This is a genomic window from Pseudomonas bohemica, from assembly GCF_002934685.1.
GTDB lineage: Bacteria > Pseudomonadota > Gammaproteobacteria > Pseudomonadales > Pseudomonadaceae > Aquipseudomonas > Aquipseudomonas bohemica.
This window is the reverse complement of the sequence record NZ_NKHL01000104.1, coordinates 12,534-38,581: the sequence shown is the minus strand read 5'-3', so window position 1 is coordinate 38,581 and position 26,048 is coordinate 12,534. Positions and strand designations below refer to the sequence as shown.

Here is a 26,048-nt window from a genome sequence, read left to right as displayed (position 1 = left end):
CGACATCGCGGGCAAGCGCGCTCCCACAAGGTCAAGTTCGCGTCAAAGTGAACGAGCAATAATCTCTTTCATGATCTCGTTGGTCCCCGCATAAATCCGCTGCACCCGAGCATCGGCCCAAGCCCGGGCGATCGGGTATTCCCACATGAAGCCGTAGCCGCCATGCAACTGCACGCATTCATCGAGCACCTTGCATTGCAGGTCGGTGGACCAGTACTTGGCCATGGCCGCCGTAGGCACATCCAGCCTGCCTTCCAGATGCAACTCCAGGCAGCGGTCGATGAACGTGCGGCCGATCTGTACTTGCGTGGCGATCTCCGCCAGCTTGAAGCGCGTGTTCTGAAAGTCGGCGATGGCCTGCCCAAACGCTTTGCGCTCGCGGGTGTATTCCAGCGTCCACTGCAACGCCGCTTCGGCTGAAGCGATCGCACCGATGGCCACTGTCAGCCGCTCCTGGGGCAATTCCTGCATCAAATAGGCAAAGCCCATCCCGGCTTGTCCCAGCAGATTTTCCCTGGGCACCCGGACGTCCTGAAAGAACAACTCCGACGTATCCTGCGCCTTCATGCCGACCTTCTCCAGGCGCTTGCCCTTCTCGAACCCCGGCGTACCCGCTTCGACCAAAAACAAGCTGGTGCCCTTGGCGCCGGCCTTGGGATCGGTTTTCGCGACCACAATCACCAGGTCCGCGAGAAAGCCATTGGTGATAAACGTCTTGGAGCCATTGATGACGTATTCGTCGCCATCCAGCACGGCCGTGGTCTTGACGCCCTGAAGATCGGAGCCAGCGCCCGGCTCGGTCATGGCAATGGCCGTGACCAGCTCGCCGGAGACCATCTTCGGCAGATATTTCTGCTTCAGGGCCTCGCTGCCGTAGTGGAGGATGTAGGGCGCAACGATGTCCGAGTGCAGGGAAAATCCGATGCCGGTCAGGCCCAGTCGGTAAATTTCCTCGATCACCACGGTTGTATAGAGGAAATCCGCTGCCATGCCGCCGTACTCTTCCGGCAGGTGCGAACACAGCATGCCCTGCTCCCCTGCACGGTTCCAGAGCGTGCGGTCGATATGCCCCTGCTTCTCCCACTGCGCATGAAAGGGCGCGGCCTGCTGCTCGAGAAATTTGCGAACGCTGGCGCGGAAAAGCTCGTGCTCGGAGCTAAAGAGTGTTCTTGGAAGCATGGGACACCTTGGCGTGAAGGAGGATTGTCGGACACGATTGCAACCAGAGCGTATTCCGAGCCCAATGACGACGACACTGGACACATCCGACAAAAAATAAGACGATCACGCCGTTGCTTGACCACTTTCCCATATAAGAACAACAGATTATGTCTATTCAACACACCGCGCCGTTGCGGCGCGTCAGCATCCTCGCGATCGACGGGATTTTCGCCTCTACCCTTACCCAGGCCAAGGACTTCTTCCATGTGGCCAGCCTGCGCTACGGCAAACAGTTGGGCCAAGGCCTAAAAGCCGCTTTCGAAACCCGCCTGATCAGTCCGGATGGCAAACAGGTACGCAGCTTCAGCGAAGTGGTGCTGCCGGTCGATGGCGTATTGGAAAACGCCGACATCATCATCCTGCCCGCCTTTGTCGACAACTTCGACACCCTGCGCGAGCGCTATCCACAGATCCTGCCATGGCTGCGCGAGCAACATGCCCGTGGCGCGGTGCTGTGCGGCGAAGCCAGTGGCGTTTTCTGGCTGGCCGAAGCCGGTCTGCTCGACGGTAAGGAGGCGACCACCTATTGGCGCTTCTTCAACGAGTTCGCCGAGCGTTTCCCCAATGTGTTGCTCAATCAGGATAAGCACCTGACCGATGCCGATAACCTGTATTGCGCAGCCGGCAGCATTTCGGCGTGCGATCTGTATATCTATCTGATCGAACGCTTCTGCGGGGCCAACGTCGCGCAAACCGTCGCCCGGGACATTCTGTATGAGGTGCAGCGCAGCTATGCGCCGGGCCGCATGGGATTTGGCGGGCAGAAGCTGCATCAGGACGTAATCATTCTGCAGATCCAGCACTGGCTCGAAGAGCATTTCGCCGACAAATTCCGCTTCGAAGACGTCGCGCGGGAGCACGGCATGAGCATTCGCAATTTCATGCGCCGCTTCCAGACCGCAACCGGCGACAAACCGCTGCACTACCTGCAACGCCTGCGCATCGAAACCGCCAAAGGCCTGCTGTCGGGCTCGCGTAAAAGCATCAAGACCATCAGCTATGAGGTGGGCTACGACGACGCCAGCTTCTTCGCACGACTGTTCAGGCAACACACCGAACTCTCGCCCAATCAGTATCGCCAGCAATTCCAGCAAGCGGCCTGAACCGCCTACGCAATTCTCAGACAAGTTGTGCGCTACATAGCTAAGACCTTGCTGCCAGTCCTCTTCAGTAGCCTGACCCATCACGCCACACTGAAGAGGACCGGTCAGGATGACCATTGGATCGAGCTACGCTTACCCCGCAAAAATAGCCAGGCACCTCGCCGCCCAACCGCATTCGGATTGGGCAGCGCGCTTTCCCAACCCGCCAGATCTGTGTTTCGACTATCGAAAGTTGCTTGAACAGCCTGACGGCATAGCCAGCGCCAGCAGCACGTCCCACAAGATTTGCATCATCGGTGCTGGCGTCACCGGACTTGTGGCCGCCCGAGAATTGCTTCGCTGCGCAGACCTTCGTTTCGAGTGACACAAAGATTCCCCAGATACGGGTGACAGACACTTTCGTACATGACGTCTACATGTATCGCTACAACGACCACTATGAAGACGACTGCATTTTATTGAGTTACACCTGGGAGGATGACGCCACCAAACTCGCGTCATTCCCGGATCAGGAGCTGGTTCAGAAGTGTATGGATGAACTCGATCGCATCCTGATGAACTGCAGCAATGTCCAACAGCGGCTGTCGCCTTACATCGATTCCGAGAAGGCTGTCGTTCAACGTTGGGTCACGGATCGCGATGCACTGGGTTGCGCGAAACTCTATCGACCGGGGGCATATCAAGACGCCGTGAGCCTGATGAGCTACAACCGCGAATATGCAGCGCAGTCGGGCCTCTATCTTTCGGGCGAATCCTTTTCGGTCGATGCGGGCTGGACAGAGCCATGTCTGCGTGGCGCCGTCGATGCGGTCATTCATATCTGCGATAAAACCGGCGCACGGTTCAATGGTGGTTTTTCCATGCGCGACTATCCGCGTTATCGAGTTTGACGTAAACGCATTAAGCCAATTAACTCTGGATTGGCTTTTAATCAAGAAGTCGATCCACACGCGCAACTAACTCCCAACAAGAACTTTCCTATACCACTCTCAGAAACGGCCGACTTGTCCAATTCAAATGAATGCCATCTTATAAAAAAGCCATTCATACGAATAACAAACAGGCCGACTCATGCATACAAAGAAAGCTGCCAGCCCCATCCGCGTCGCCGTTATCCAGTGCGACCCGCAATGTGGAACAGAAAATTGTCAACGCAACATGGCACTCATGTCTGAGTCTTGCGCAGCAAGCGGTAGAACGCGGTGCCAATCTGATCGTTCTCCCCGAGTTGTCCAGCACCGGCTACACCTTTGAGACGCGCGAACAGGCATTTCTCCACGCAGAAGCGATTCCTGAAGGGCCGAGCGTGCAACAATGGATCGATTTTGCCCGCGCTCACACTGTCTATCTCGCGGCCGGTCTGGTCGAGCAGGCCGGCATGAAACTCTTTGACTCAGCCGTACTGGTGGGACCCGAGGGCTTCATCGGGGTGTACCGCAAAGCGCATCTGTGGAATCAGGAAAAGCTCTGGTTTTCGCCGGGCGACCTGGGATTCCCGGTCTTCGAAACGAAGATCGGTCGCATTGGCCTGCTGATCTGCTGGGACATCTGGTTCCCGGAAGTGCCGCGAATACTGAGCCAGCAAGGTGCGGACATCATCTGCAGCCTGAACAACTGGGTCTGGACGCCCCCTCCGCTGTTCGACAACGCCGGGCGGTGCATGGCGACCTACCTGACGATGACGGCGGCACACGTCAACAACGTTTTCATCGCTGCAGCCAACCGCATTGGAACCGATCGCGGCGAACGCTTTCTCGGCTGTTCACTGATTGCCGGCACCAATGGCTGGCCTCTGGGGCCGGTCGCGGATGCCGAGCAGGAAACCATCCTCTACGCCGACATCGACTTGAGCAGCACCCGAAGTGCGCCCATCTGGAACGACCTCAACGACCTGCACCGGGACCGTCGTACAGATCTGTACGACGCCATGCTGGGCTACACCGGCCATCCACAACTGCCACGCTGAGGACCCGGTCATGAACAACACCTTTCGACGTGAATACAACCGGCACGTTCAACGGCAGATCGTTGGCTCGCTGCTGTCCCTCAGCGGCTTGCTCGTCGCAGTCACGCTTTCGGTCATCAGTGGCCTGTGGCTGGTCCGTGAGCTTGAGCTTCAGACTGCGTGGCCCAGCTACGACGACATTGCGCAAAACCTGCACTTGCCCGCCTCCTGGTGGCGCTGGGTGGTCGGTGACATCAGCGAGTTCGCCTTCTACAAACATGAGTTCGCGTCCATTGGCCTTCTGGCTGGGGCAGCGCTGGCCTACTTCGGCAGCCGCAATGGCAAGGCCTGGGCGGGATTTCCCATCTGCTACGGCACCGGATTGTGGCCCTGGCTGATCATCAGCTCGCTGCTCGGCCTGCTGCTGAGCAACCTGCTCTGGGGCTGGATGCTGTCGGCGCAAGCCTGGCAACCCACCTTCGTCGCCTTCGTCTCACTGCCTGCGGCCATGGTGCTGCTGTTCGGCCGAGGCTGGCGGGTGGCGGTCAGCGGCGCGCTGCTGGGGGCGACGCTGGTCACACCAACGGCGTTGCTGATCGTCAACCATGTGTGCAATCCACTGGATCTGCCAGCGGTGGTCGGCAGTGTACTGGGCATGGCCTTTGCCAGCCTGCTGGCGTTTCAGTTATGCCGCTGGTTTCCCACGCTGGTCCGCGGCCGTGAAGTCCAGAGCCAACAAGCCAAGCCTGCCACACCCGCTCCTGCTCCCAGCTACGGCGCGGCTTGGGTGTTGCGCCGCATACTGGCGGACTTTTCCGAAGCACCGTTCTTCGGCAACGAGCTGGCAAGCCTGGGATTGCTCGCAGGAGTGGCGCTGGCATTTCTGATCAATCCGCACAGCCCTGCCTACGGCTCGGGTCTGCTACCCGCGTTGATGGGTGGGCAACTGCTCAGCGCAGCCATCGGCGTGTTGCTCTGGCGCAAGCAATGGATCCGACTCGGTTGGTATCCAACCTACATCCCACTGGTGTCCGTGGTGCCCGCCGCTATCCTGACCTTGGGTGCGAGCATGTCGGTGATCCTGCCGAGTGCGCTTCTTGGGGCTGTAATCGCACCGCCATTTGCCACCGCAATGGCTGCTCGTTTGCCAAAATACATGCATCCTTACATCGCCAACGTCTTGTCGATGGCCATCAGTACCCTGCTGATCGTGCCGCTGACGGGCGCGCTGCAACCACTGGTTTGAGCCTTCAATTCACTCAAGAGAATCACAATGACCAAACCTGTACTCGCGATCGCCGCATTGGGTGGCACGGTCAGCATGCAAGCCCAGGCGGGCCAAAAAGGCGTCATGCCCAGCCTGACAGGGGAAGCCCTGCTGGCAGCGGTACCCGGCCTTTCGGCGCTGGCAGATGTCCGTGCCGAAACCCTTTGCCTGCACCCCAGCGCATCGCTGGATTTCGACGACTTGCTGCACCTGCTCGAATGGGCGAACAGACAGGTCGATGCCGGGGCTCAAGGCGTCGTTGTGACCCAAGGCACCGACAGCATGGACGAAACGGCGTTCTTTCTGGATCTGCTGTGGGAAAAGAACGTGCCTGTCGTCATCACCGGCGCCATGCGTGCCGCCACCCAGCCAGGCGCCGATGGACCGGCCAATCTGCTGGCAGCTACCCGGGTGGCGCTGGACGAAGGCAGTCGTGGGCGCGGCGTGCAGGTCGTCATGAACGATCAGATCCATAGCGCCCGCTACGTCAGCAAGTGCGACTCGCTGGCGGTCCACGCGTTTGCGTCGCCGCTGTTCGGTCCACAGGGGCTGATCATCGAAGGGCGAGCGGTTTATCTGAAAGCGCCCCACGCCCGGCTGACCCTGCCCGCTCCGGTCCTTCGGAGCCATCAAATCGCCCTGCTCGAAGCCACGTTGGGCGATGCGCCGCTGATACTGGAGCGGATCGTTGATTTGGGTTACAGCGGCGTGGTGATTGCGGGCTTTGGCGCCGGGCATGTTTCCCGGGAGTGGGCACAGGTGATCGGAAGGCTGACAGGTACTCTCCCGGTGATCGTAGGCACGCGAACTGGCTCAGGCTCTACAGCGCGTGAAACCTATGGATTCGAAGGCGGCGAACTGGATTTGATCGCGAAAGGGGCGCGAATGTCGGGCCTGCTCTCGGCGAGGAAAGCGAGGATTCTGCTGTGGCTGCTGATGGGTTCCGGGCGTGAGGACGAGCTTGAGCATTGGCTGGCGATGATTTAGCGCATTCTATAGGAGTGCGCTAGCCCGCGATGACAGTGCGTCAGACACGCACAGATCATTCGCAATCGCGGGCTAGCGCTCTCCTGCAGCGGCATCAAGGCTTGTGGGCGCGCGCGAGGAACTCGTGGGATTGCATTTCCAGCAGACGACTCAACGTGCGCTGGAACTCGAAGTTCAAGCGACCGCCGGTGTACAAATCCTTCAATTCAACCTCCGCCGAGATGATCAGCTTGACGTTACGATCGTAGAATTCGTCGACCATGTTGATGAAGCGGCGGGCGATGTCGTCGGTGGTGACGCTCATCTGTTCAACACCACTGAGCAGCACGGCATGGAAGATCTTGCCGAGTTCGATGTAGTCGTTCTGGCTGCGCGGTCCGTCGCACAATTCGCGGAAATCGAACCAGGCCACGTCGTCGCAGGTACGCAAAGCCTTGATCTGGCGGTTCTCGATGATCAGCACATCGTTTTCGACGGCCTTGGTGCATTCGGGGGTCAGCGCACGGAAGCTTTTGCGCATGCTCTCTTGCGCGGCCTCGTTGAGCGGGAAATGGAACAGTTCAGCCTGCTCCAGGTGACGCAGACGATAATCCACTCCGCTGTCGACGTTGACGATGTCTGTGTTCTGCTTGATCAGCGCAATGGCTGGCAGGAAACGCGCACGTTGCAGGCCGTCCTTATACAGACCGTCCGGCACGATGTTCGACGTGGCCACCAAAGTCACGCCGTTCTTGAACAGCTCTTCCATCAGCGTGCCGAGAATCATGGCATCGGTGATGTCGGACACGAAGAATTCGTCGAAGCAGATCACCCGGGCTTCACCGGCGAATTGCTTGGCAATCAGCGTCAGCGGGTTTTTCTCGCCCTTGAGCTTCTTCATTTCTTCGTGCACGCGCTTCATGAAGCGGTGGAAGTGCGTACGCATCTTGTCTTCGAACGGCAACGCTTCGAAGAAAGTATCGACCAGATAGGTTTTGCCACGCCCTACGCCGCCCCAGAAATACAGGCCCTTGATCACCGTGACGTTTTTCTTGCCAAACAGCTTGCCGAACAGGCCCGGCTTGTTCTCATGGGCTGCGACCAGATCGTCGTACAGACGCTGTAGATGACGCACCGCGTTTTCCTGGGCGGCATCATGGAAGAATTCGGGTTTTTTCAGGTCGTTCTGATAACTTTCTAAGGGCGTCATATTCGCTGGCTAAGGAGCAAAAACGGGCCGCCACTGTAGCGATGGCCCGTTGGAATGGCAATTAATCCTGTTGTGGCGCCAGGGCCAGTTTCAGGCTCTCGACCGCAGCATCACGGGCAGCAGCATCGGCGAACGCGGGGCTATCCGCGACGCACGTGCCTTCCAGCCATACGGTAAAGGCCTCGCCTTCTGTCCGAATGTCCAGCTCGCCACCTTGCTGCAGCTGTTTGGTCACGGCGCCAGCAGCCTTGCCGTCGGCGAAATTGCGCGACAACAGCAGTTGCTCGCCATCGGCGGCCAACAGACGAAAACGGAAGCTGCCATCGTCTTCACGGAAGCTGACGAAGCGCGCGCCTTTGCTGGCTTTTTTCTTGGCCGTGGCAACGGTTTGAGTGCTTGCGCGGAAAGATCGCAGGCCAACCGCTTCACGCAGTTCACCGAGGAACGGTGTAGCGATGCGCCGGGCTTTCTGCGCACCGGTTTGCAGAATGTCTTCCAGATCGGCCGGGCGTTCAATCAGACGATGGTAGTTTTCGCGGGCTTCGCCCAACTCGCCATCGAGCAGCTGGAACAGACGCTGCTTGGCGTCGCCCCACCCCAGGCCCTGTAGCAGATCGGCGCGGAACTCGTCGCTCTGCGACTTGCTGGCGAATGCCTGATACAGCGTGAACAGGTGCGAATTGTCCGGGTCCTTCGCCTCGCCCGGCAGACGCGAGTCGGTCACGATGCGCGAGATCGCATCCTTCATTTCCCTGGCGCTGCTGAACAGTGGAATGGTGTTGTCGTAGCTTTTCGACATCTTGCGACCGTCCAGGCCCGGCAAGGTCGCGACGCTCTCCTCGATCAACGCTTCGGGCATGACGAAGAACTCCTTGCCATTGCCGAACAGATGGTTGAAACGCTGGCCGATGTCGCGCGCCATTTCGACGTGCTGAATCTGATCGCGCCCTACCGGGACCTGATGGGCGTTGAACATCAGGATGTCAGCGGCCATCAGCACCGGATAGCTGAACAGCCCCATGGTGACGCCAGCGTCCGGGTCTTCACCCGCTTCGACGTTTTTGTCCACCGACGCCTTGTAAGCGTGGGCGCGGTTGAGCAGGCCCTTGGCGGCGACGCAAGTCAGCAGCCAGGTCAGCTCGGGGATTTCCGGGATATCGGACTGGCGGTAGAAGGTCACGCGGTCGACGTCCAGACCGGCAGCCAGCCAGGTCGCGGCGATTTCCAAGCGCGAGCGCTGAATGCGCAGCGGGTCATCGCACTTGATCAACGCATGGTAATCGGCCAGGAAGTAGAACGAATCGGCGTCACTCTGGCGGCTGGCGACGATAGCCGGGCGAATGGCACCGGCGTAATTGCCCAGATGGGGCGTACCGGTGGTAGTGATACCGGTCAGGATACGAGTGGTCATGTCGGGTCGCTTATTCTGGGTGCAGCAATCAGTTCGAAAGGCGCGGCAGGACCAGATCCTTGAGGTCGGTCAGCTTGCCATGGAAAAAGTGTCCGCATTCTGCCACTTTCAGCAGCTCATGGGGGCGAGAGAGTGCGTCAGACCAGGCATATACGAGTTGTGGGTCGACGACTTCGTCGGTTTCCGGCTGGATCAGAGTTACCAGGCCTTTTTGCGGCAGCGCGCTGGGGTCGGCAATACGCATGACCGCGGGCGCGACCATGAACAGATGATTGAGCGTTTCGCCGCGAGCTTCAAGGCGACCACCGAGGGTTGCGGCCACGAAACCACCGAAGGAAAAACCGAACAGCGTCATCGGCAAGTCGGGGTGTCTTTCGCGCAGCCAGGCCACCGCGGCTTCGGCATCGTCGACTTCGCCCTGGCCCATGTCCGACCTGCCGGCACTGGCACCGACGCCACGGTAATTGAAACGCAGAGTGATGTAGCCGGCATCGCGGGCCGTGCGTTGCAGGGTCGAGATGACTTTATTGAGCATCGTGCCGCCCTGAACCGGGTTAGGATGGCAGATCAGCGCCACGCCTTTTGCCCCTTCCAGGTCAAGGTACAGGGCTTCGAGTTGGCCCACGGGGCCGTCAATGAATACTGGGGTTTCACGCATGAGCAAGAATGAACTCCGTGACCTTCAATTGGGTCGACTCGTCTAGCTGATTGTCTGTGGCTGGCATATCGACGACGTGTCGCCGCTATACAGCGCAGGTTCGAGCCGTTAACGTAAAGCAAAGCCGTTTATAGAGGAAGGACTCGTGGATTACTCGCTCTTAGTTTGGTTGCTGCCGACTATTGCCCTGATCGTTGGTGTAGCCATCGGTTTCTTCGTGGCGCGTGCGCTGCCCCACGCCGCGCCTAACAGCACTCAGCGCCAGCTGGATGACGTTCAGGAGCGTTTCGACACGTATCAGAACGAAGTGGTTACTCACTTCAATAGCACGGCTAACCTGGTGCAGAAGCTGTCCCAGAGCTATCAGGACGTACAGGAACACCTTGCCGATGGCGCGAATCGTCTGGCCACCGACGACATCACCCGCCAACGCCTGCTCGCCGCGTTGCACCCAGACGCACTGCAAGCGCCTCGCGATCGTCTGACTCCGCCGCGTACGGTCGCTGAACCGCCACGGGACTACGCCCCGAAAGCGCCTGACTCGCCAGGCATGCTGGATGAGCAGTACGGTTTGAAGAGGTAAACAGAAACCTATCGAAAAGCCCGCCCCTGAGGTGATCAGGGGCGGGCTTTTTTGTGGACGCTCGGAAAAGCCTTACGCGATTTCCAGAAGTGGCCGGTTACACCTTCGTTAGGCGCGTCCTATGCTCTGCCCCGAAATTTCTGGAGTCGCCATGCACATCATCAAGACACTTGCAGCCTGCGTTGTGCTGACGGGTTGCGTTTCGCCCGGCTGCACCGAGGATTGCTACATCACTGAGCAGAAGGAGTATGAGTCCCGGCTGGACGCGTTATGCGACAAGCATACGTTCGACAGGCGCTGTGAGGGGCGATCGTCGTCGCGGCTTGCATTGTGAACATGAACACCTGCCTTTGATTCGGCCGCGGAGCCTGCACTGGGCCAGTGGGAGTGAGCTTGCTCACGAAAGAGCCAGTACATTCAAATCAGATATAGGGTCTGGATGTCAGCCTTCGTGAGCAAGCTCACTCCCACAGGGCGATCGCATCGCGAGACAACCGCACAAACCAAAAACCCGCCATCACTGGCGGGTTTTCTGTACGACGAACGAGGCTTAGATCGCGCCGCGAACCCGCAGCAGATCCAGCACGTGCTTGACGCTGTCTTCGACACTCAGGGTCTGGGTGTCGATCACCAGATCGGCATCCAGCGGAACGTCGTACGGGAAGGACTCACCCGGGATGTTGTCCTTGCCCGCAGCGTACAGGCCCTGTGGATCGCGTTCACGGCATGCCTGAGGCGAAGCCTGGACGTAGACGGTAATCAGACGATCATCGCCGATCAGCGCCTTGGCGTTCGAACGGCCCACTGCATCCGGCGCGACGAACGCTGCGAGGGTCAGCAGGCCCGCTTCGTTGAACTGACGCGCCACATGGGCGGCTCGACTCCAGTTCTCGGTGCGTCCGGCGCGATCCTGCGGCAAGCCTTTGTTCAGGTCGTGACGCAGGTTCTGGCCGTCCAGGACGTACACCGCGCGGCCCATGTCGAACAGCTTGCGCTCAACGGCATAGGCCAGAGTGCTCTTGCCCGCGCCGGACAGACCGCTGAACAGAACCGTGGCGGGCTTCTGACCGAAACGCTGAGCGCGCTCTTCGACCGAAACGTGCGCCAGTGCGCCGTGGTGATTGCCTGCGCCGGTAGCGACCGGCTTGGCGATGATCATGCCCGCGGCAACGGTGCCGTTGGTCAAGCGGTCGATGACGATGAACGCGCCGGTGGTGCGGTTGCTGTCGTAACCGTCAAGTGCGATTGGCGCATCGAGGCTGATCTTCACGCGGCCGATTTCGTTCAACTGCAACGCACTGGCAGGTCCTTCTTCCAGCGTATTCACATCGACCCGATGGGTGATGCTGACAATCGAACCCGGCACATAAGAGGTAGCGCGCTTGATGTCGTATTTCTTGCCCGGCAGCATCGGCTCTTCGGCCATCCACACCAGCATGGCGTCGAAGGCATCGGTCACCTGCGGGACGTTGTCTGCATGCACCAGCAGGTCGCCACGGGAGATATCGATTTCGTCTTCCATGGTCAGGGTTACGGCCTGACCCGGGCCTGCGTGTTCCAGCTCGCCCTCGAACGTGACGATGGATTTCACGCGGCTGGTCTTGCCCGAAGGTAGAACGACGATGTCATCGCCCTTGCGCACGATGCCGCTGGCCAGCGTACCGGCGAAGCCGCGGAAGTTCAGGTTCGGACGGTTGACGTATTGCACCGGGAAGCGCAGATCATCGAGGTTGCGGTCGTTGGCGATCTCGACGGTTTCGAGGATTTCCATCAGCGACTTGCCGGTGTACCAGGGCGAACGCTCGCTCTTGTTCACCACGTTGTCGCCCTTGAGCGCCGACATCGGAACGAATTCCATGGTGCTCGGCTTCAGGGATATACGATCGGCGAATTTCAGGTAGTCGGCCTTGATCTGCTCGAAAATCTTCTCGTCGAAGCCATTGAGGTCCATCTTGTTGATGGCGACCACGATGTGCTTGATGCCCAGCAACGAGGCGATATAGCTGTGGCGACGGGTCTGGGTCTGCACGCCGTAACGGGCATCGACCAGAATGATCGCCAGGTCACAGGTGGAAGCACCGGTGGCCATGTTGCGGGTGTACTGCTCATGGCCGGGGGTGTCGGCAATGATGAATTTGCGCTTGGCCGTCGAGAAGTAACGGTACGCAACATCGATGGTGATGCCCTGCTCGCGCTCGGCTTGCAGACCGTCCACCAGCAGCGCCAGATCGACGTCATCGCCGGTGGTGCCGGACTTCTTGGAGTCACGGGTAATGGCTTCAAGATGATCTTCGTAGATCATCTTGGAGTCGTGAAGCAGACGGCCGATCAGCGTGCTCTTGCCGTCATCGACGTTGCCACAAGTCAGGAAACGCAGCATTTCCTTGCGTTCGTGCTGGCCCAGGTAGGCGAGGATGTCCTCGCTGATCAAATCAGATTGGTGACTCATTGCATTCAAGCTCCAAGCTGTAAGCTTCAAGCGGCAAGCTTGTCGGCGTACAGCTAGTTAGAAATTTTGTTGATCAGCCCGCCGAGCATCTTGAAGATCTCCAGATTTGCTCGCAGAGCAGGCGGTAGCTCGCTACACCTTGGAGCTACGCGCTTCTGTCTTGCCACGTGCCGCTCGTAACTTGAAGCTTAGAAGTAGCCCTGGCGTTTCTTGTCTTCCATGGAGCCCGCACCATCGTGGTCGATGACGCGGCCCTGGCGTTCGGACGTGCGGGTCAGGAGCATTTCCTGAATGATGTCCGTCAGGGTCTCGGCCTCAGACTCGACAGCGCCCGTCAACGGGTAGCAGCCGAGGGTACGGAAACGCACCTTCTTCTTGACGATACGAGCCTTTTCCTCATCGGTAAGGTGCTCGAGGATCCGATCGTCGTCGATCATGATCAAGGTGCCGTTCTTCTCGATGACTTCACGCTCGGCGGCGAAGTACAGCGGGACGATCGGGATGCCTTCAAGGTAGATGTACTGCCAGATATCCAGCTCGGTCCAGTTGGAGAGCGGGAACACGCGGATCGACTCGCCTTTGTTGACGTTGCCGTTGTAAACGTTCCACAGCTCGGGTCGCTGGTTCTTCGGATCCCAGCGGTGTTTGCTGTCGCGGAAGGAGTACACGCGCTCCTTGGCGCGGGATTTCTCTTCGTCGCGACGGGCGCCACCGAAGGCGGCATCGAAGCCGTGCTTGTCCAGCGCCTGCTTCAGGCCCTGGGTTTTCATGATGTCGGTGTGCTTGGAGCTGCCATGGGTGAACGGGTTGATGCCCTGCGCCACACCTTCCGGATTGACGTGGGTGATCAGATCAAGCCCCATTTCCTCGACCATCTTGTCGCGGAAACGGTACATCTCCTGAAACTTCCACTGGGTGTCGACGTGCATCACCGGGAACGGCAGCTTGCCCGGGAAGAACGCCTTGCGCGCCAGGTGCAGCATCACGGCGGAATCCTTGCCGATCGAGTACAGCATCACCGGGTTATCGAACTCGGCGGCGACCTCGCGGATGATGTGGATGCTTTCCGCCTCCAGCTGTTTCAGATGCGTCAGTTTGTCGACCATGGTTACTCACGGGATAACGTACTTTTATGGAAAGCCTGCGGGCTTCGTCGAGCGGGGCACTTTATCATGAGGCCCGATTCTATTCAGCGACCCATATAGATCTAAACGATCTAAGTTTATAGCCCATAATTTGGTTGCACGCCGTCGCGGGACGTCAAATGGGATTTGGACAATCGATGAACAGATGCTCGAGCGCGAAACGTCGCGCTAGATAGTCGCCCAGCGCCTGCACGCCATATCGCTCGGTTGCGTGATGCCCCGCTGCGATGAAGCTGATGTCATTTTCCCGAGCGCTGTGGAACGTCTGCTCGGACGCCTCGCCACTGAGGTACAAATCGACGCCCGCTACAACGGCCTGGTCGATATACCCCTGCCCGCCTCCAGTGCACCAGCCGACGCGGCGGATCATTTCGCTACCTTCTATAAGGAGCGGTTCACGGCCGAGCGAGCTCTGCACACGGTGGGCGAAATCACGCGGGGTCACCGGCTCGGACAGCGACCCGACCAATCCCACGATGCGCGCATTTTCCGGATCAATCGGCCCTTCGACGGTGATGTCCAGCTGCCGTGCCAGTTGCACGTTATTGCCTACCTCGGGATGAAGATCCAGAGGCAAGTGGTACGCCAGCAGACTGATGTCGTGCTTGAGCAAGGTCTTCAGGCGACGCTGCTTCATGCCGGTGATGCAAGGATTTTCGCCTTTCCAGAAATAGCCGTGGTGCACCAGAATCAGGTCGGCATTGGCTTCGACCGCAGCGTCCAGCAAGGCCTGACTGGCCGTCACCCCAGAAACGATACGGGTGACCTGCGGACGTCCCTCGACCTGCAGGCCATTGGGGCAATAATCCTGAACCCGGGCACTGCCCAGATAGCGATCGGCTTCCTCGACCAGAGTGCTCAGCGAAACAGCCATAAAAGTCTCCTAAATAGGCATTTCAGACCGTGCCGGTCCTCGTATAATGCCCGCCATTATGGCGCAGACAAGCCTCAAACCCTGCGCGTTCACTTCAGGACTCTTTAAATGTTCAAAGCGCTGCGTTTTCTCGGCTGGCCCTTGCTGGCCGGCGTGCTTATTGCGTTATTGATTATCCAGCGCTACCCGCAGTGGGTCGGCCTGCCAAGCCAGGACGTCAATCTGCAACAGGCACCCCAGACAGCCCTTATCCAACAGGGACCGGTGTCCTATGCCGACGCGGTCGGCAGCGCGGCGCCAGCGGTGGCCAACCTGTACACGACCAAGATGGTCAACAACAAGCCAAACCACCCGCTATTCGAAGACCCGCAGTTTCGTCGTTTCTTCGGTGACAACCTGCCCAAGCAGCGCCGTATGGAGTCGAGCCTGGGTTCGGCGGTGATCATGAGCCCGGAAGGCTATTTGCTGACCAATAACCACGTGACCTCCGGCGCTGACCAGATTGTCGTGGCGTTGAAGGACGGGCGTGAAACCGTTGCCCGTGTCATCGGCAGCGATCCGGAAACCGACCTTGCCGTGCTGAAAATCGATCTGAAGAACCTGCCCTCCATTACCCTCGGCAGCTCTGACAGTATTCGTATCGGCGACGTCGCGCTGGCCATCGGTAACCCGTTCGGCGTCGGCCAGACCGTCACCATGGGCATCATCAGTGCCACGGGCCGGAACCAGCTGGGTCTCAACACTTACGAAGACTTCATTCAGACCGATGCGGCGATCAACCCCGGTAACTCAGGTGGTGCGCTGGTAGATGCCAATGGCAACCTGACTGGGATCAACACCGCGATTTTCTCCAAGTCTGGCGGCTCTCAAGGTATCGGCTTCGCGATTCCGACCAAGCTGGCACTTGAAGTGATGAAGTCAATCATCGAACACGGCCAGGTGATTCGTGGCTGGCTGGGCATCGAGGTACAGCCGTTGACCCAGGAACTGGCTGAATCCTTTGGCTTGAAGGATCGCCCCGGCATCGTTGTCGCCGGGATCTTCCGTGACGGTCCCGCGCAAAAAGCCGGTTTGCAGTTGGGTGACGTGATTTTGAGCATCAACGGCGAACCTGCCGGCGACGGGCGCAAGTCGATGAACCAGGTCGCACGCACCAAGCCTTCGGAAAAAATCGCGATTCAGGTCATGCGCAATGGCAAGGAATTGAAACTGACGGCGGAGGTTGGTTTGCGTCCGCCGCAGACTCCGGCGCCTGCTGCCGAGGACTGAGCCCTGTAGGAGCGCTCTTGCCCGCGATTGCGGCGTGTCAACCATGATTGATGCGAGGGACGCAACACAATCGCGGGCAAGCGCGCCCCTACAACTGCCCTTCCACGTCGGGCAACTTAAAGCTCTCCCAACGCCTCAATCAGCGCCTGATTCTGCTCAGGCGTGCCGACGGTGATGCGCAGGAATTGCGCGATGCGGTCCTGCTTGAAGTGACGCACGATCACCCCCTGCTCACGCACTTTGGCCGCAAGACCAGCAGCGTCATGTTTGGGGTGGCGGGCGAAGATGAAGTTCGCCGCCGACGGCAACACCTCAAAGCCCTTGCCCTGCAGTTGCTCAACCAGTTTTTCACGGCTGGCAATGACCAGGTTGCAGGTCTTCTCGAAATACTCGCGATCATCGAATGCAGCGGCCGCGCCGACGATGGCCATGCGATCCAGCGGGTACGAGTTGAAGCTGTTCTTCACGCGCTCAAGGGCCTCGATCAGATCGGGGTGCCCCACCGCCAGCCCCACGCGCAGACCGGCCAGCGAACGAGACTTGGACAGGGTTTGCGTCACCAGCAGGTTTGGGTATCGATCCACCAGGCCGATCGCCGTCTGCCCACCGAAATCGACATAGGCCTCGTCGACGATCACCACCGAATCCGGATTCGCCTTGAGGATCTGTTCGACCGCATCCAGCGCCATCAGGCAACCGGTCGGGGCGTTGGGGTTCGGGAAGATAATGCCGCCGTTCGGACGCGCGTAATCTTCGACGCGAATCCGGAACTGCTCGTCAAGCGGCACGGCTTCGTACTCAACGCCGTACAGACCGCAGTAAACCGGGTAGAAGCTGTAACTGATGTCCGGGAACAACAACGGCTTTTCCTGCAGGAAAAACGCGTGGTACGCATGGGCCAGCACCTCATCGGAACCGTTGCCGAGGAACACGCGGTTGGCTTCCACGCCGTAATAGCGAGCCACGGACTGCTTGAGCAGGTCGCTGTTCGGATCGGGGTACAGGCGCAGATCGTCGTTGACTGCAGCGCGCATCGCTTCAATGGCCTTCGGTGACGGGCCGTAGGGGTTTTCGTTCGTATTCAGCTTGACCAGCTTGCTCAGCTTGGGTTGTTCGCCCGGCACGTAAGGCACGAGGTCACGGACAAAAGGACTCCAGAATTTGCTCATGCTCACTTGCCTTCTTGTTGGTTGTCGACGATCCGGTATTCGGCACTGCGCGCGTGGGCGGTCAGTGACTCGCCACGGGCCAGCACTGAAGCGGTCTTGCCCAGCTCCGATGCGCCCTGCTCTGAACAGAAGATGATCGAGGAGCGTTTCTGGAAGTCGTACACACCCAGGGGCGAGGAGAAACGCGCGGTGCCAGAAGTCGGCAGCACGTGGTTCGGGCCGGCGCAGTAGTCGCCCAACGCTTCGCAGGTGTGCCGCCCCATAAAGATGGCACCCGCGTGACGAATCTGTGGCAACCAGGCTTCTGGATCCGCCACGGAAAGCTCCAGATGCTCCGGCGCGATGCGGTTGGCAACTTCGATGGCCTGGTTCATGTCGGCCACCTTGATCAGCGCGCCGCGGCCGTTGATTGAGGTGTTGATGATTTCGGCACGCTCCATAGTCGGCATCAGCCGGGCGATACTGGCGGCGACCCTGTCGAGGAACTCGGCATCCGGGCTGACCAGAATCGCCTGGGCGTCTTCATCGTGCTCGGCCTGGGAGAACAGGTCCATCGCGATCCAGTCGGGATCGGTCTGGCCGTCGCACACCACGAGAATTTCCGAGGGACCCGCGATCATGTCGATGCCTACCTGACCGAATACGTGGCGCTTGGCCGTGGCGACATAAATGTTGCCCGGGCCTACGACCTTGTCGACTTGCGGCACGCTTTCAGTACCGTAGGCCAGCGCTGCAACCGCCTGTGCGCCGCCGACGGTGAATACGCGGTCGACACCGGCGATGCATGCAGCGGCCAGCACGAGTTCGTTGATTTCGCCTCGCGGGGTCGGCACCACCATGACCACTTCGCCCACGCCGGCAACCTTGGCCGGAATCGCATTCATCAATACCGACGATGGATATGAAGCCTTGCCTCCTGGCACGTACAGGCCCGCGCGATCCAGAGGCGTGACCTTCTGCCCCAACACCGTGCCGTCGGCTTCGGTGTAGCTCCAGGAGTCCTGCTTCTGCCGCTCGTGATAATTGCGCACGCGGTCGGCGGCCTTTTCCAGCGCCTGACGCTGAGCCGGGGTGATGCGGGTCAATGCCAGTTCCAGGCGCTCGCGCGGCAGGATCAGGTCGGCCATCGAGGCGACGTTCAAGCCGTCGAAACGTTGGGTGTACTCCACAAGGGCGGCATCACCGCGCTCACGCACGTTCTTGATGATGTCCAGCACACGCTGATTGACCGAGTCGTCAGACACACTTTCCCAGCTCAGCAGATGAGCCAGATGTCGAGTGAAATCCGGGTCAGCAGCGTTGAGTCGGCGAATGGCGTTGGAAGTGGTCATAGCGTGAGCCTCATTGATTGGCGTTTTCTCATATGCCTTGAACAGCGGCAGCCTAAGCTACCAAGCCATCCGCGCAGGCACCTGAGAAATTTGGCTATGACACGGATAGCTGGGCGCAACCTTGTTCAAGGTCGCGCGAAACAGTCAACCGCGGTGTCGCGACTCCACAGCAGTGCGCAGGGTATCGATCAACGACTGGATGCGGGCGTGCTGCATTTTCATCGAAGCTTTGTTGACTACGAGACGCGAACTGATGTGCGCGATCAGGTCCTGAGGTTCAAGACCGTTAGCACGCAGCGTATTGCCGGTATCGACGACATCTATGATCTTGTCTGCCAGACCCACCAGCGGGGCCAGCTCCATGGAGCCGTACAGCTTGATGATGTCGACCTGACGGCCCTGCTCGGCGTAGTAACGCTTGGCGACATTGACGAATTTGGTAGCGACGCGCAGACGGCCTTTGGGCTCGGCAGCACCGACAGCGCCCGCGGTCATCAGCTTGCACTTGGCGATCTGCAGATCCAGTGGCTCGTAAAGGCCCTGGCCGCCGTATTCCATCAAGACGTCTTTGCCCGCCACGCCAAGATCGGCCGCGCCATGTTCTACATAAGTCGGCACATCGGTCGCACGTACGATGAGCAGACGGACGTCGTCCTGAGTCGTAGGAATGATCAACTTGCGGCTCTTGTCGGGATTCTCGGTCGGCACGATGCCCGCGGCAGCGAGGAGCGGCAGAGTGTCGTCAAGAATTCGGCCCTTGGACAGTGCGATGGTCAACATGGGAAACGTCAGTCCTTATCAGCAAGCGCGTGTCGGGTCGCAATCGGCGCCCGGCCACCTTCGAGTCGATGGCAAAGACTCGAAGTGAAACGATTCAAAAGGTAAAACCTTTACTCGGCGGCCCGCTGCCTGCAGGTAATACAGGCAACGGGGCGCTGATCACTGCTAGCCCGGAACGCGGCGGATCTTCGCACCCAGCATCTGCAGCTTCTCTTCGATGCACTCGTAACCACGGTCGATGTGGTAGATGCGGTCGATCAGCGTATCGCCTTCGGCGATCAGCGCCGAAATCACCAGACTGGCTGAAGCACGCAGGTCGGTCGCCATCACTGGCGCGCCCTTGAGCTTGGCACAACCGGTAACGATGGCAGTGTTGCCTTCGACCTGGATCTGCGCGCCCATGCGGTGCATTTCATACACATGCATGAAGCGGTTTTCGAAAATGGTTTCGATCACTGCACCGGTGCCTTCGGCAATGGCGTTCAGCGAAATGAACTGCGCCTGCATGTCGGTCGGGAAAGCCGGGTACGGCGCGGTGCGCACGTTGACGGCTTTCGGACGCTTGCCGTGCATGTTCAGTTCGATCCAGTCGGTACCAGTGGTGATCTCGGCGCCGGCTTCGCGCAGCTTCTCGAGAACGGCTTCCAGAATCGTTGGATCGGTGTCCTTGACCTTGACGCGACCGCCAGTGGCAGCGGCGGCAACCAGGTAGGTACCGGTCTCGATGCGGTCAGGCATGACGCGATAGGTCGCCGAACCCAACCGCTTGACGCCATCGATGGTGATGGTGTCGGTGCCTGCCCCGGAGACTTTCGCACCCATGGCGTTCAGGAAGTTCGCAAGATCGACGACTTCCGGTTCGCGGGCGGCGTTCTGCAGCACGCTGCGACCGTTGGCCAGCGCGGCAGCCATCATGATGTTCTCGGTGCCGGTCACGCTGACGGTATCGAAGAAGAAATGTGCACCATGCAGGCCACCCTCTGGCGCCCTGGCCTTGATGTACCCGCCTTCGACATCGATGATCGCGCCCATGGCTTCCAGGCCACGGATGTGCAGGTCGACCGGACGCGAACCGATGGCGCAACCGCCAGGCAGCGCGACTTCCGCTTCGCCGAAGCGCGCAACCATCGGGCCGAGAACCAGAATCGAGGCACGCATGGTTTTCACCAGCTCGTACGGCGCGACCAGGGTCTTGATGGTGCGAGGATCGATTTCGACGCTGAGCTTTTCGTCGATGATGGGCTCGATGCCCATACGGCCAAACAGCTCGATCATCGTGGTGATGTCATGCAGGTGCGGCAGGTTGGCAACGGTCACAGGACCATCAGCCAGCAACGTGGCTGCGAGAATCGGCAGGGCAGAGTTCTTCGCCCCGGAAATGCGGATTTCGCCATCAAGACGAATGCCGCCAGTAATAATCAGTTTGTCCATTAGAATCTCGACGCCAATTTGGCTCAGGTGCGCTCGGCCCATGCAGCGCGGCTGAAAAATTTCATGGTGACCGCATGGATGCTGCCATCGGCGATCCAAGGGTTCAAATGCGTGTAGATCTGCTGCTGGCGCTTGACTGGACTCAGTGTAGCCAGTTCGTCGCTGATCACGTTCAGCTGGAAGTTGCAGCCTTCGCCTTCAACTTCGACCTGGATTTCTGGCAGTTTACCTTCCAGGAAGCTTTTAACTTCTACGGCCTGCATGCTTAACCTCAATCGGCGCCCTACGCGCGCGGGTCGGCCATCATACAAAAAAGCCCTCTCGTTGCGAACCCTACTTTATAGGAGCCGGACGAGGGGCTTGATCGATGAGAGCAATCAATGTTGTTCGAATAGCTCAGTGAGCTCTGACACCTGGGCGATTTCGCGCATGTCTTCAGGCAACGCACGAACGGTCACTGACTTGCCAGCGGCCTTGGCATCGCGCATGAAGCCTAGCAGCAGGGCGAGACCCACGCTGCTGGACTTCTCGACCTCCGAGCAGTCCAGCACGATCGCTGGCGCGTCACTGGTCTTGATCAGCTCGGCCCCTTGCTCGCGCAGGGCCGGACCGGTGCGGTAATCCAGTACGCCGAACAGTTTCAGTTCGCCGCCGCCCATCGCAGTGATGCATGCATCAGTCATTGAGCAGCCTTGCCATCATCGGTTTTTTCCTTGGCCTTGGCGACTTCGCCAGCCCAGCCATTGATGGTCTTGTCCAGATTGTTGCCATTACGCTGCATGGCGTCGGCGAACTGATCACGGAACAGCTTGCCGATGTTGATGCCGTTAATGATCACGTTGCGCAACTTCCATTCGCCGTTGACCTTCTCCAGCGTGTACTGCACAGGGTAAACAGCGCCATTGCTACCTTTGACGGTCATGCCGACACTGGTGCGATCGCCCGACTCATCTTTCGGCGGATCAACCGAGATGCCCTGGTTGTTGTATTCCAGCAAGGCGTTGCCGTAGAACTGGAACAGCCCTCTTTTGAAGTTCTCCGCGAAGGTCTGCATTTGCGCGGGCGTTGCGTTGCGCGAATACTTGACCGTCATGATGCTTCTGGAAATACCTTCGGCATCAACCACTGGCCCTACAATGGTGTTCAGCGCGCTGTAAAACGCGCTGGGGTCTTGCTTGTACTTTTCTTTATTAGCGCTCAGGTCCGCCAGCATCTTGTTGGTCGTTTCTTGCACCAGATCGTGCGCAGAGCCCGCCGCGTTGGCCATCAAGGGCAGCGCTGCAAGCAGTACCAGCAGGCCACGTCGCAAGGTAGAGATCATGAACAGCTTCCTCATTTGGCGTCTTTATTGACCGTATTAAGCAGGAATTTACCGATCAGGTCCTCGAGTACCAGCGACGACTGGGTGTCATGAATCGTGCCGCCGTCCTTCAACAACTGCTCGTCGCCACCCACGCTGATGCCAACATATTTCTCGCCCAGCAAGCCTGCGGTGAGAATGGAGGCGGTGGAGTCCGAAGGCAGGTTATTGACCTTCTTGTTGACTTCCATGGTTACGCGGCCGGTGAAGGTATCGTGGTCCAGATCGATTGCTGTGACCTTGCCGATGGTCACACCGGCCATGGTCACCTTCGCTCTGACAGTCAAACCGGCGATATTGTCAAAATTTGCATAAAGTTTATAACTGTCGTTGGTCGTGCTGGCGCTCAGACCGCTGACGCGCAGGGCGAGCAACAGCAAAGCCAGGATCCCGGCCAGCAGGAATAGGCCGACACCGGTTTCGAGGGTGCGGTTTTGCATCAGAAGTCTCCAAACATCAAGGCGGTCATAATAAAGTCCAGGCCCAGTACGGCCAATGAGGCGTAAACCACGGTCTTGGTCGTGGCGCGACTGATCCCCTCTGAAGTGGGCTCGCAGTCATAGCCTTGGAACACGGCAATCCAAGTGACCACAAAGGCGAAGACGACGCTTTTGATGACACCGTTGATCACGTCGTTAGGGAACGAGACGCTGTTCTGCATGTTCGCCCAGAAGGAACCCTCGTAGACGCCCAGCCAATCGACCGCGACCCACGAGCCGCCCCAGATGCCGACAACACTGAAAATGAGGGCCAGCACCGGCAATGAGATGAAACCGGCCCATAGACGCGGCGCGGCAATGTACTTCAATGGGTCGACGCCGATCATTTCCAGGCTGGACAACTGCTCGGTGGACTTCATGTTGCCGATCTCGGCCGTCAGCGCCGAACCCGCACGACCGGCGAACAGCAAAGCCGTCACCACCGGGCCGAGCTCGCGCAGCAGGGTCAGAGCAACCATCTGGCCGACCGCCTGCTCGGAACCGTACTGGGCGAGAATACTGAAGCCCTGCAGCGCCAACACCATGCCGATGAACACACCGGACACGACGATGATCGCCAGCGACATCACGCCAACCGAGTAAAGCTGGCGAACCAACAGTTGGAAACCGCCGCCGATTCCGCCTCGCCCGAGCAAGGCATGAACCAGAAAAATCCCCGAACGCCCCAGCACTGCAACAATATCGATCGCGGAGCGCCCCATCAGGCGAACACGATCCATCAATGACTTTCTGCGCATCAGCGCTTCCCCAAAAGATCTTCGCGATAATCCGGTGCCGGATAGTGAAAAGGCACGGGGCCGTCTGGATCCCCTGTCATGAACTGACGGATGCGCGGGTTATCCGACTGCATCAGTTCCTGCGGCGTACCCTGCCCCAGAACCTGACCGTCACCGACCACATATAGATAGTCAGCAATGCTCGCCGTCTCGGCCAGATCGTGAGACACCACGACACTGGTGATGCCCAGCGCATCGTTGAGCAGCCGGATCAGGCGCACCAACACCCCCATGGCGATCGGGTCCTGCCCCACGAATGGCTCGTCGTACATGAGAATCTGCGGGTCCAGCGCAATCGCCCGCGCCAGCGCAACGCGTCGTTTCATACCGCCGGACAGCTCATCGGGCATCAATTCGACCGCGCCGCGCAGACCTACCGCCTGCAACTTCAGCAGCACGATGTCGCGAATCATGTCCTCTGGCAGCTTGGTGTGAACCCGTAGCGGGAAGGCCACGTTTTCGAATACGTCCAGATCGGTGAACAGCGCACCGCTCTGGAACAGGACTCCCATCTGCTTGCGAGCGTCGAAAAGATCGCTGCGCGATAGCTTCGGCAGGTTCTGGCCATTGACCCAAACCTCGCCGCTGCTCGGACGCAGTTGTGCTCCCATCAGCCGCAGCAGCGTGGTTTTACCACTGCCCGACGGCCCCATGATGCCGGTGACTTTGCCCCGGGGGATGTGGATGTCCACATTATTGAAGATGCTGCGCGTACCGCGTTTGAAGGACACACCCTTCAATTCGACCGCGTAGGCGTTATCGGCACTCATCTAAACTCCTTGCGATGCAGCCTGTCTCTCAGATGTCGCGTCCTTGACGAACGACACACTGTCTGGAGGGGCCGAACAAGCGGCGAACTATAACACCGCTGTCGTACGACGCCAAAGCTCCAACACGGCAAGTCGCAATCAGGGAGAAATATTTCGACGCCAGTGGAAATTTCCTGCACGGAATGCGGCCATCTGCTGAACAGGAACTGACGGACCGAGAGATTCTATGAACAAAGAGCGACGATGAAGCGTGAGGCTTTTGAACATTGTCGCTATAATCCCGGCCTTTTCCCCCGACCGACCCTTTCCTGATATGACCAACGCTCGCGACCTGATCCAATCTGCACAGCGCACCATCCGCCTGGAAATTGAGGCCGTGGAAGGTGTGCTTGCTCACATCGATGCAGATTTCGTAAGCGCTTGCGAGATGATTCTGGCAAGCCAGGGCCGCGTGGTCGTGGTCGGCATGGGCAAATCCGGGCACATCGGAAAAAAAATTGCCGCCACCCTGGCCAGCACCGGCACCCCGGCCTTTTTCGTACATCCGGCCGAAGCGAGCCATGGCGACATGGGCATGATCACCAGCGCCGACATCATCCTGGCGCTGTCGAATTCAGGCAGCACCGCCGAGATCGTCACTCTTCTTCCCCTGATCAAACGCCTGGGCATCAAGCTGATCAGCCTGACCGGCAATGCCGAGTCGACACTGGCGAAGGCGGCTGACATCAATCTCAATGCACGCGTCGAAAAAGAAGCCTGCCCGTTGAATCTGGCGCCAACTTCATCGACCACCGCTGCACTGGTCATGGGTGACGCGCTGGCGGTCGCCCTGCTGGATGCACGCGGCTTCACTGCCGAAGACTTCGCGTTCTCGCATCCTGGCGGCGCGTTGGGGCGTCGTCTGCTGCTCAAGGTCGAGCACGTGATGCATACCGGCGCTGAACTGCCCCAAGTGGCTCGTGGCACGCCACTGCGCGACTCGCTGATGGAAATGACCCGCAAGGGCCTGGGCATGACCGCCATCGTCGACGCCGATGGCCGTCTGGCCGGGATCTTCACCGACGGCGACCTGCGCCGGACCCTGGATCGCGACATCGATATCCGCCAGGCGACCATCGACGATGTCATGACCGTGCACGGCAAAACCGTGCGCGGTGAAATGCTGGCGGCCGAGGCCCTGAAAATCATGGAAGACAACAATATCGGCGCGCTGATCGTGGTCGACGAGAAGGACTATCCGGTCGGTGCGTTCAACCTTGGTGATCTGCTGCGCGCGGGAGTGATGTAAATGAGCGCTAATAACGACGAACTGCTGCAACGCGGCAAACAGATCAAACTGGCGGTTTTCGATGTCGACGGCGTGCTGACCGACGGCCGCCTGTACTTCCTCGAAGACGGCAGCGAGTTCAAGACTTTCAACACCCTGGACGGTCAAGGCATCAAGATGCTGATCAACTCGGGTGTCGCCACCGCCATCATCAGTGGACGCAAGACGCCTGTGGTTGAGCGTCGCGCGAAAAACCTGGGCATCGCCCACCTTTATCAAGGCCGCGAAGACAAACTGGTGGTGCTCGACGAGCTTTTGCAGCAACTGAACCTAAGCTACGAACAAGTGGCCTATCTAGGTGACGACCTGCCGGACCTGCCGGTCATTCGCCGGGTAGGCCTGGGCATGGCGGTCGCCAATGCCGCCGGATTCGTCCGCCAGCATGCCCATGGCACCACCCAGGCACGGGGCGGCGAAGGCGCGGCCCGGGAATTCTGCGAGTTGATCCTGAATGCTCAGGGCAATCTCGAAGCGGCCCACGCCGCCTACTTATAGAAGTGGAT

The 26,048-nt window shown here is 59.2% G+C and carries 25 protein-coding genes and 2 pseudogenes; 10 read left to right on the top strand and 17 right to left on the bottom strand.

Annotation, left to right across the window (positions count from 1 at the left end; all coding sequences use genetic code 11):
* Positions 1–42 precede the first annotated feature (42 nt).
* Positions 43–1,179 carry an acyl-CoA dehydrogenase family protein gene (locus tag CE491_RS11665; protein WP_110948502.1) on the bottom strand — a complete coding sequence of 379 codons (1,137 nt, stop codon included), beginning with the start codon at positions 1,177–1,179 and terminating at the stop codon, positions 43–45.
* Between the two features lie 248 nt (positions 1,180–1,427).
* On the opposite strand from CE491_RS11665, the gene CE491_RS11660 reads away from it, so the two are divergent.
* From CE491_RS11660 to CE491_RS11635, 5 genes and pseudogenes are all read left to right on the top strand, one after another.
* Positions 1,428–2,324 (top strand): GlxA family transcriptional regulator, encoded by an 897-nt coding sequence (locus CE491_RS11660; protein ID WP_199885072.1) that lies wholly within the window; start codon positions 1,428–1,430, stop codon positions 2,322–2,324.
* Between the two features lie 365 nt (positions 2,325–2,689).
* A pseudogene (locus CE491_RS11650) lies at positions 2,690–3,214 on the top strand (FAD-dependent oxidoreductase); the annotation flags it as partial.
* Between the two features lie 181 nt (positions 3,215–3,395).
* A pseudogene (locus tag CE491_RS11645) lies at positions 3,396–4,290 on the top strand (nitrilase family protein).
* 10 nt (positions 4,291–4,300) lie between these two features.
* The gene (locus tag CE491_RS11640) at positions 4,301–5,515 is read left to right on the top strand and encodes a hypothetical protein (protein ID WP_234407579.1); all 1,215 of its coding nucleotides are present in this window, start codon (positions 4,301–4,303) and stop codon (positions 5,513–5,515) included.
* Positions 5,516–5,542: 27 nt separating this feature from the next.
* Positions 5,543–6,523, top strand: coding sequence for an asparaginase (locus CE491_RS11635; protein WP_110948497.1), 981 nt, complete (start codon positions 5,543–5,545; stop codon positions 6,521–6,523).
* A gap of 94 nt (positions 6,524–6,617) precedes the next feature.
* On the opposite strand, the gene zapE is transcribed toward CE491_RS11635, so the two are convergent.
* From zapE to CE491_RS11620, 3 genes are all read right to left on the bottom strand, one after another.
* Positions 6,618–7,712 (bottom strand): cell division protein ZapE, encoded by a 1,095-nt coding sequence (zapE, locus tag CE491_RS11630; RefSeq protein ID WP_110948496.1) that lies wholly within the window; start codon positions 7,710–7,712, stop codon positions 6,618–6,620.
* Positions 7,713–7,773: 61 nt separating this feature from the next.
* Positions 7,774–9,123: a tryptophan--tRNA ligase gene (locus CE491_RS11625; protein ID WP_110948495.1), complete on the bottom strand. Its 1,350-nt coding sequence runs from the start codon at positions 9,121–9,123 to the stop codon at positions 7,774–7,776.
* Between the two features lie 28 nt (positions 9,124–9,151).
* Entirely contained in the window at positions 9,152–9,781 is a 630-nt protein-coding gene (locus tag CE491_RS11620; protein ID WP_110948494.1) for an alpha/beta hydrolase, read from the bottom strand.
* 145 nt (positions 9,782–9,926) lie between these two features.
* Between CE491_RS11620 and CE491_RS11615 the strand changes: the two genes are divergently transcribed.
* Together CE491_RS11615 and CE491_RS11610 are read left to right on the top strand one after the other, a co-directional pair.
* A complete protein-coding gene (locus CE491_RS11615) occupies positions 9,927–10,364 on the top strand; it encodes a YhcB family protein (protein WP_110948493.1) in 438 nt (145 codons plus the stop codon).
* Positions 10,365–10,515: 151 nt separating this feature from the next.
* Positions 10,516–10,698 carry a hypothetical protein gene (locus CE491_RS11610; RefSeq protein ID WP_110948492.1) on the top strand — a complete coding sequence of 61 codons (183 nt, stop codon included), beginning with the start codon at positions 10,516–10,518 and terminating at the stop codon, positions 10,696–10,698.
* A 216-nt stretch (positions 10,699–10,914) separates the two neighbouring features.
* On the opposite strand, the gene cysN is transcribed toward CE491_RS11610, so the two are convergent.
* From cysN to CE491_RS11595, 3 genes are all read right to left on the bottom strand, one after another.
* Positions 10,915–12,813, bottom strand: a complete 1,899-nt coding sequence (gene cysN / locus CE491_RS11605) for a sulfate adenylyltransferase subunit CysN (protein WP_110948491.1) — start codon at positions 12,811–12,813, stop codon at positions 10,915–10,917.
* A 188-nt stretch (positions 12,814–13,001) separates the two neighbouring features.
* Positions 13,002–13,919, bottom strand: a complete 918-nt coding sequence (gene cysD, locus CE491_RS11600) for a sulfate adenylyltransferase subunit CysD (protein WP_110948490.1) — start codon at positions 13,917–13,919, stop codon at positions 13,002–13,004.
* 154 nt (positions 13,920–14,073) lie between these two features.
* Positions 14,074–14,832, bottom strand: coding sequence for a Nif3-like dinuclear metal center hexameric protein (locus CE491_RS11595; RefSeq protein WP_110948489.1), 759 nt, complete (start codon positions 14,830–14,832; stop codon positions 14,074–14,076).
* A gap of 108 nt (positions 14,833–14,940) precedes the next feature.
* Here CE491_RS11595 and algW point away from each other — a divergent pair, with 108 nt between their 5' ends.
* The gene (gene algW / locus CE491_RS11590) at positions 14,941–16,101 is read left to right on the top strand and encodes a Do family serine endopeptidase AlgW (RefSeq protein WP_110948488.1); all 1,161 of its coding nucleotides are present in this window, start codon (positions 14,941–14,943) and stop codon (positions 16,099–16,101) included.
* Between the two features lie 116 nt (positions 16,102–16,217).
* Here the strand turns inward: algW and hisC are convergent, their stop codons facing one another.
* From hisC to CE491_RS11540, 10 genes are all read right to left on the bottom strand, one after another.
* Positions 16,218–17,270, bottom strand: a complete 1,053-nt coding sequence (hisC, locus tag CE491_RS11585; RefSeq protein WP_110948487.1) for a histidinol-phosphate transaminase — start codon at positions 17,268–17,270, stop codon at positions 16,218–16,220.
* Between the two features lie 2 nt (positions 17,271–17,272).
* Positions 17,273–18,601 carry a histidinol dehydrogenase gene (gene hisD, locus CE491_RS11580; protein ID WP_110948486.1) on the bottom strand — a complete coding sequence of 443 codons (1,329 nt, stop codon included), beginning with the start codon at positions 18,599–18,601 and terminating at the stop codon, positions 17,273–17,275.
* A gap of 144 nt (positions 18,602–18,745) precedes the next feature.
* Entirely contained in the window at positions 18,746–19,381 is a 636-nt protein-coding gene (gene hisG / locus CE491_RS11575; protein WP_110948485.1) for an ATP phosphoribosyltransferase, read from the bottom strand.
* A gap of 165 nt (positions 19,382–19,546) precedes the next feature.
* Positions 19,547–20,812: a UDP-N-acetylglucosamine 1-carboxyvinyltransferase gene (gene murA, locus CE491_RS11570; protein ID WP_110948565.1), complete on the bottom strand. Its 1,266-nt coding sequence runs from the start codon at positions 20,810–20,812 to the stop codon at positions 19,547–19,549.
* A 23-nt stretch (positions 20,813–20,835) separates the two neighbouring features.
* Positions 20,836–21,075 carry a BolA family protein gene (locus CE491_RS11565; RefSeq protein ID WP_062384295.1) on the bottom strand — a complete coding sequence of 80 codons (240 nt, stop codon included), beginning with the start codon at positions 21,073–21,075 and terminating at the stop codon, positions 20,836–20,838.
* Between the two features lie 114 nt (positions 21,076–21,189).
* Complete coding sequence (locus CE491_RS11560; RefSeq protein ID WP_110948484.1) at positions 21,190–21,495, bottom strand: STAS domain-containing protein; 306 nt, start codon at positions 21,493–21,495, stop codon at positions 21,190–21,192.
* Entirely contained in the window at positions 21,492–22,133 is a 642-nt protein-coding gene (locus tag CE491_RS11555; RefSeq protein ID WP_110948564.1) for an MlaC/ttg2D family ABC transporter substrate-binding protein, read from the bottom strand. The genes CE491_RS11560 and CE491_RS11555 overlap by 4 nt, the downstream gene beginning before the upstream one ends.
* Positions 22,134–22,144: 11 nt before the next feature.
* Complete coding sequence (gene mlaD, locus CE491_RS11550) at positions 22,145–22,612, bottom strand: outer membrane lipid asymmetry maintenance protein MlaD (protein WP_110948483.1); 468 nt, start codon at positions 22,610–22,612, stop codon at positions 22,145–22,147.
* The gene (gene mlaE / locus CE491_RS11545) at positions 22,612–23,409 is read right to left on the bottom strand and encodes a lipid asymmetry maintenance ABC transporter permease subunit MlaE (RefSeq protein ID WP_110948482.1); all 798 of its coding nucleotides are present in this window, start codon (positions 23,407–23,409) and stop codon (positions 22,612–22,614) included. The genes mlaD and mlaE overlap by 1 nt, the downstream gene beginning before the upstream one ends.
* Positions 23,409–24,218 carry an ATP-binding cassette domain-containing protein gene (locus tag CE491_RS11540; protein ID WP_110948481.1) on the bottom strand — a complete coding sequence of 270 codons (810 nt, stop codon included), beginning with the start codon at positions 24,216–24,218 and terminating at the stop codon, positions 23,409–23,411. Before CE491_RS11540 ends, mlaE begins: the two co-directional genes overlap by 1 nt.
* A 313-nt stretch (positions 24,219–24,531) precedes the next feature.
* Between CE491_RS11540 and CE491_RS11535 the strand changes: the two genes are divergently transcribed.
* Complete coding sequence (locus tag CE491_RS11535) at positions 24,532–25,506, top strand: KpsF/GutQ family sugar-phosphate isomerase (RefSeq protein WP_110948480.1); 975 nt, start codon at positions 24,532–24,534, stop codon at positions 25,504–25,506.
* Positions 25,507–26,040 carry a KdsC family phosphatase gene (locus tag CE491_RS11530; RefSeq protein ID WP_110948479.1) on the top strand — a complete coding sequence of 178 codons (534 nt, stop codon included), beginning with the start codon at positions 25,507–25,509 and terminating at the stop codon, positions 26,038–26,040.
* Positions 26,041–26,048 lie beyond the last annotated feature (8 nt).

Excerpts from the sequence above, each read along its gene's own strand:
- algW (WP_110948488.1), top strand. The coding sequence starts at position 14,941 with ATGTTCAAAGCGCTGCGTTTTCTCGGCTGGCCCTTGCTGGCCGGCGTG.
- CE491_RS11620 (WP_110948494.1), bottom strand. The coding sequence starts at position 9,781 with ATGCGTGAAACCCCAGTATTCATTGACGGCCCCGTGGGCCAACTCGAA.
- CE491_RS11560 (WP_110948484.1), bottom strand. The coding sequence starts at position 21,495 with ATGACTGATGCATGCATCACTGCGATGGGCGGCGGCGAACTGAAACTG.
- cysN (WP_110948491.1), bottom strand. The coding sequence starts at position 12,813 with ATGAGTCACCAATCTGATTTGATCAGCGAGGACATCCTCGCCTACCTG.
- CE491_RS11610 (WP_110948492.1), top strand. The coding sequence starts at position 10,516 with ATGCACATCATCAAGACACTTGCAGCCTGCGTTGTGCTGACGGGTTGC.
- hisD (WP_110948486.1), bottom strand. The coding sequence starts at position 18,601 with ATGACCACTTCCAACGCCATTCGCCGACTCAACGCTGCTGACCCGGAT.
- CE491_RS11625 (WP_110948495.1), bottom strand. The coding sequence starts at position 9,123 with ATGACCACTCGTATCCTGACCGGTATCACTACCACCGGTACGCCCCAT.
- murA (WP_110948565.1), bottom strand. The coding sequence starts at position 20,812 with ATGGACAAACTGATTATTACTGGCGGCATTCGTCTTGATGGCGAAATC.
- mlaE (WP_110948482.1), bottom strand. The coding sequence starts at position 23,409 with ATGCGCAGAAAGTCATTGATGGATCGTGTTCGCCTGATGGGGCGCTCC.
- CE491_RS11555 (WP_110948564.1), bottom strand. The coding sequence starts at position 22,133 with ATGATCTCTACCTTGCGACGTGGCCTGCTGGTACTGCTTGCAGCGCTG.
- mlaD (WP_110948483.1), bottom strand. The coding sequence starts at position 22,612 with ATGCAAAACCGCACCCTCGAAACCGGTGTCGGCCTATTCCTGCTGGCC.
- cysD (WP_110948490.1), bottom strand. The coding sequence starts at position 13,919 with ATGGTCGACAAACTGACGCATCTGAAACAGCTGGAGGCGGAAAGCATC.
- CE491_RS11535 (WP_110948480.1), top strand. The coding sequence starts at position 24,532 with ATGACCAACGCTCGCGACCTGATCCAATCTGCACAGCGCACCATCCGC.
- CE491_RS11665 (WP_110948502.1), bottom strand. The coding sequence starts at position 1,179 with ATGCTTCCAAGAACACTCTTTAGCTCCGAGCACGAGCTTTTCCGCGCC.
- CE491_RS11530 (WP_110948479.1), top strand. The coding sequence starts at position 25,507 with ATGAGCGCTAATAACGACGAACTGCTGCAACGCGGCAAACAGATCAAA.
- CE491_RS11635 (WP_110948497.1), top strand. The coding sequence starts at position 5,543 with ATGACCAAACCTGTACTCGCGATCGCCGCATTGGGTGGCACGGTCAGC.
- hisG (WP_110948485.1), bottom strand. The coding sequence starts at position 19,381 with ATGTTGACCATCGCACTGTCCAAGGGCCGAATTCTTGACGACACTCTG.
- zapE (WP_110948496.1), bottom strand. The coding sequence starts at position 7,712 with ATGACGCCCTTAGAAAGTTATCAGAACGACCTGAAAAAACCCGAATTC.
- CE491_RS11540 (WP_110948481.1), bottom strand. The coding sequence starts at position 24,218 with ATGAGTGCCGATAACGCCTACGCGGTCGAATTGAAGGGTGTGTCCTTC.
- CE491_RS11595 (WP_110948489.1), bottom strand. The coding sequence starts at position 14,832 with ATGGCTGTTTCGCTGAGCACTCTGGTCGAGGAAGCCGATCGCTATCTG.
- CE491_RS11640 (WP_234407579.1), top strand. The coding sequence starts at position 4,301 with ATGAACAACACCTTTCGACGTGAATACAACCGGCACGTTCAACGGCAG.
- CE491_RS11565 (WP_062384295.1), bottom strand. The coding sequence starts at position 21,075 with ATGCAGGCCGTAGAAGTTAAAAGCTTCCTGGAAGGTAAACTGCCAGAA.
- hisC (WP_110948487.1), bottom strand. The coding sequence starts at position 17,270 with ATGAGCAAATTCTGGAGTCCTTTTGTCCGTGACCTCGTGCCTTACGTG.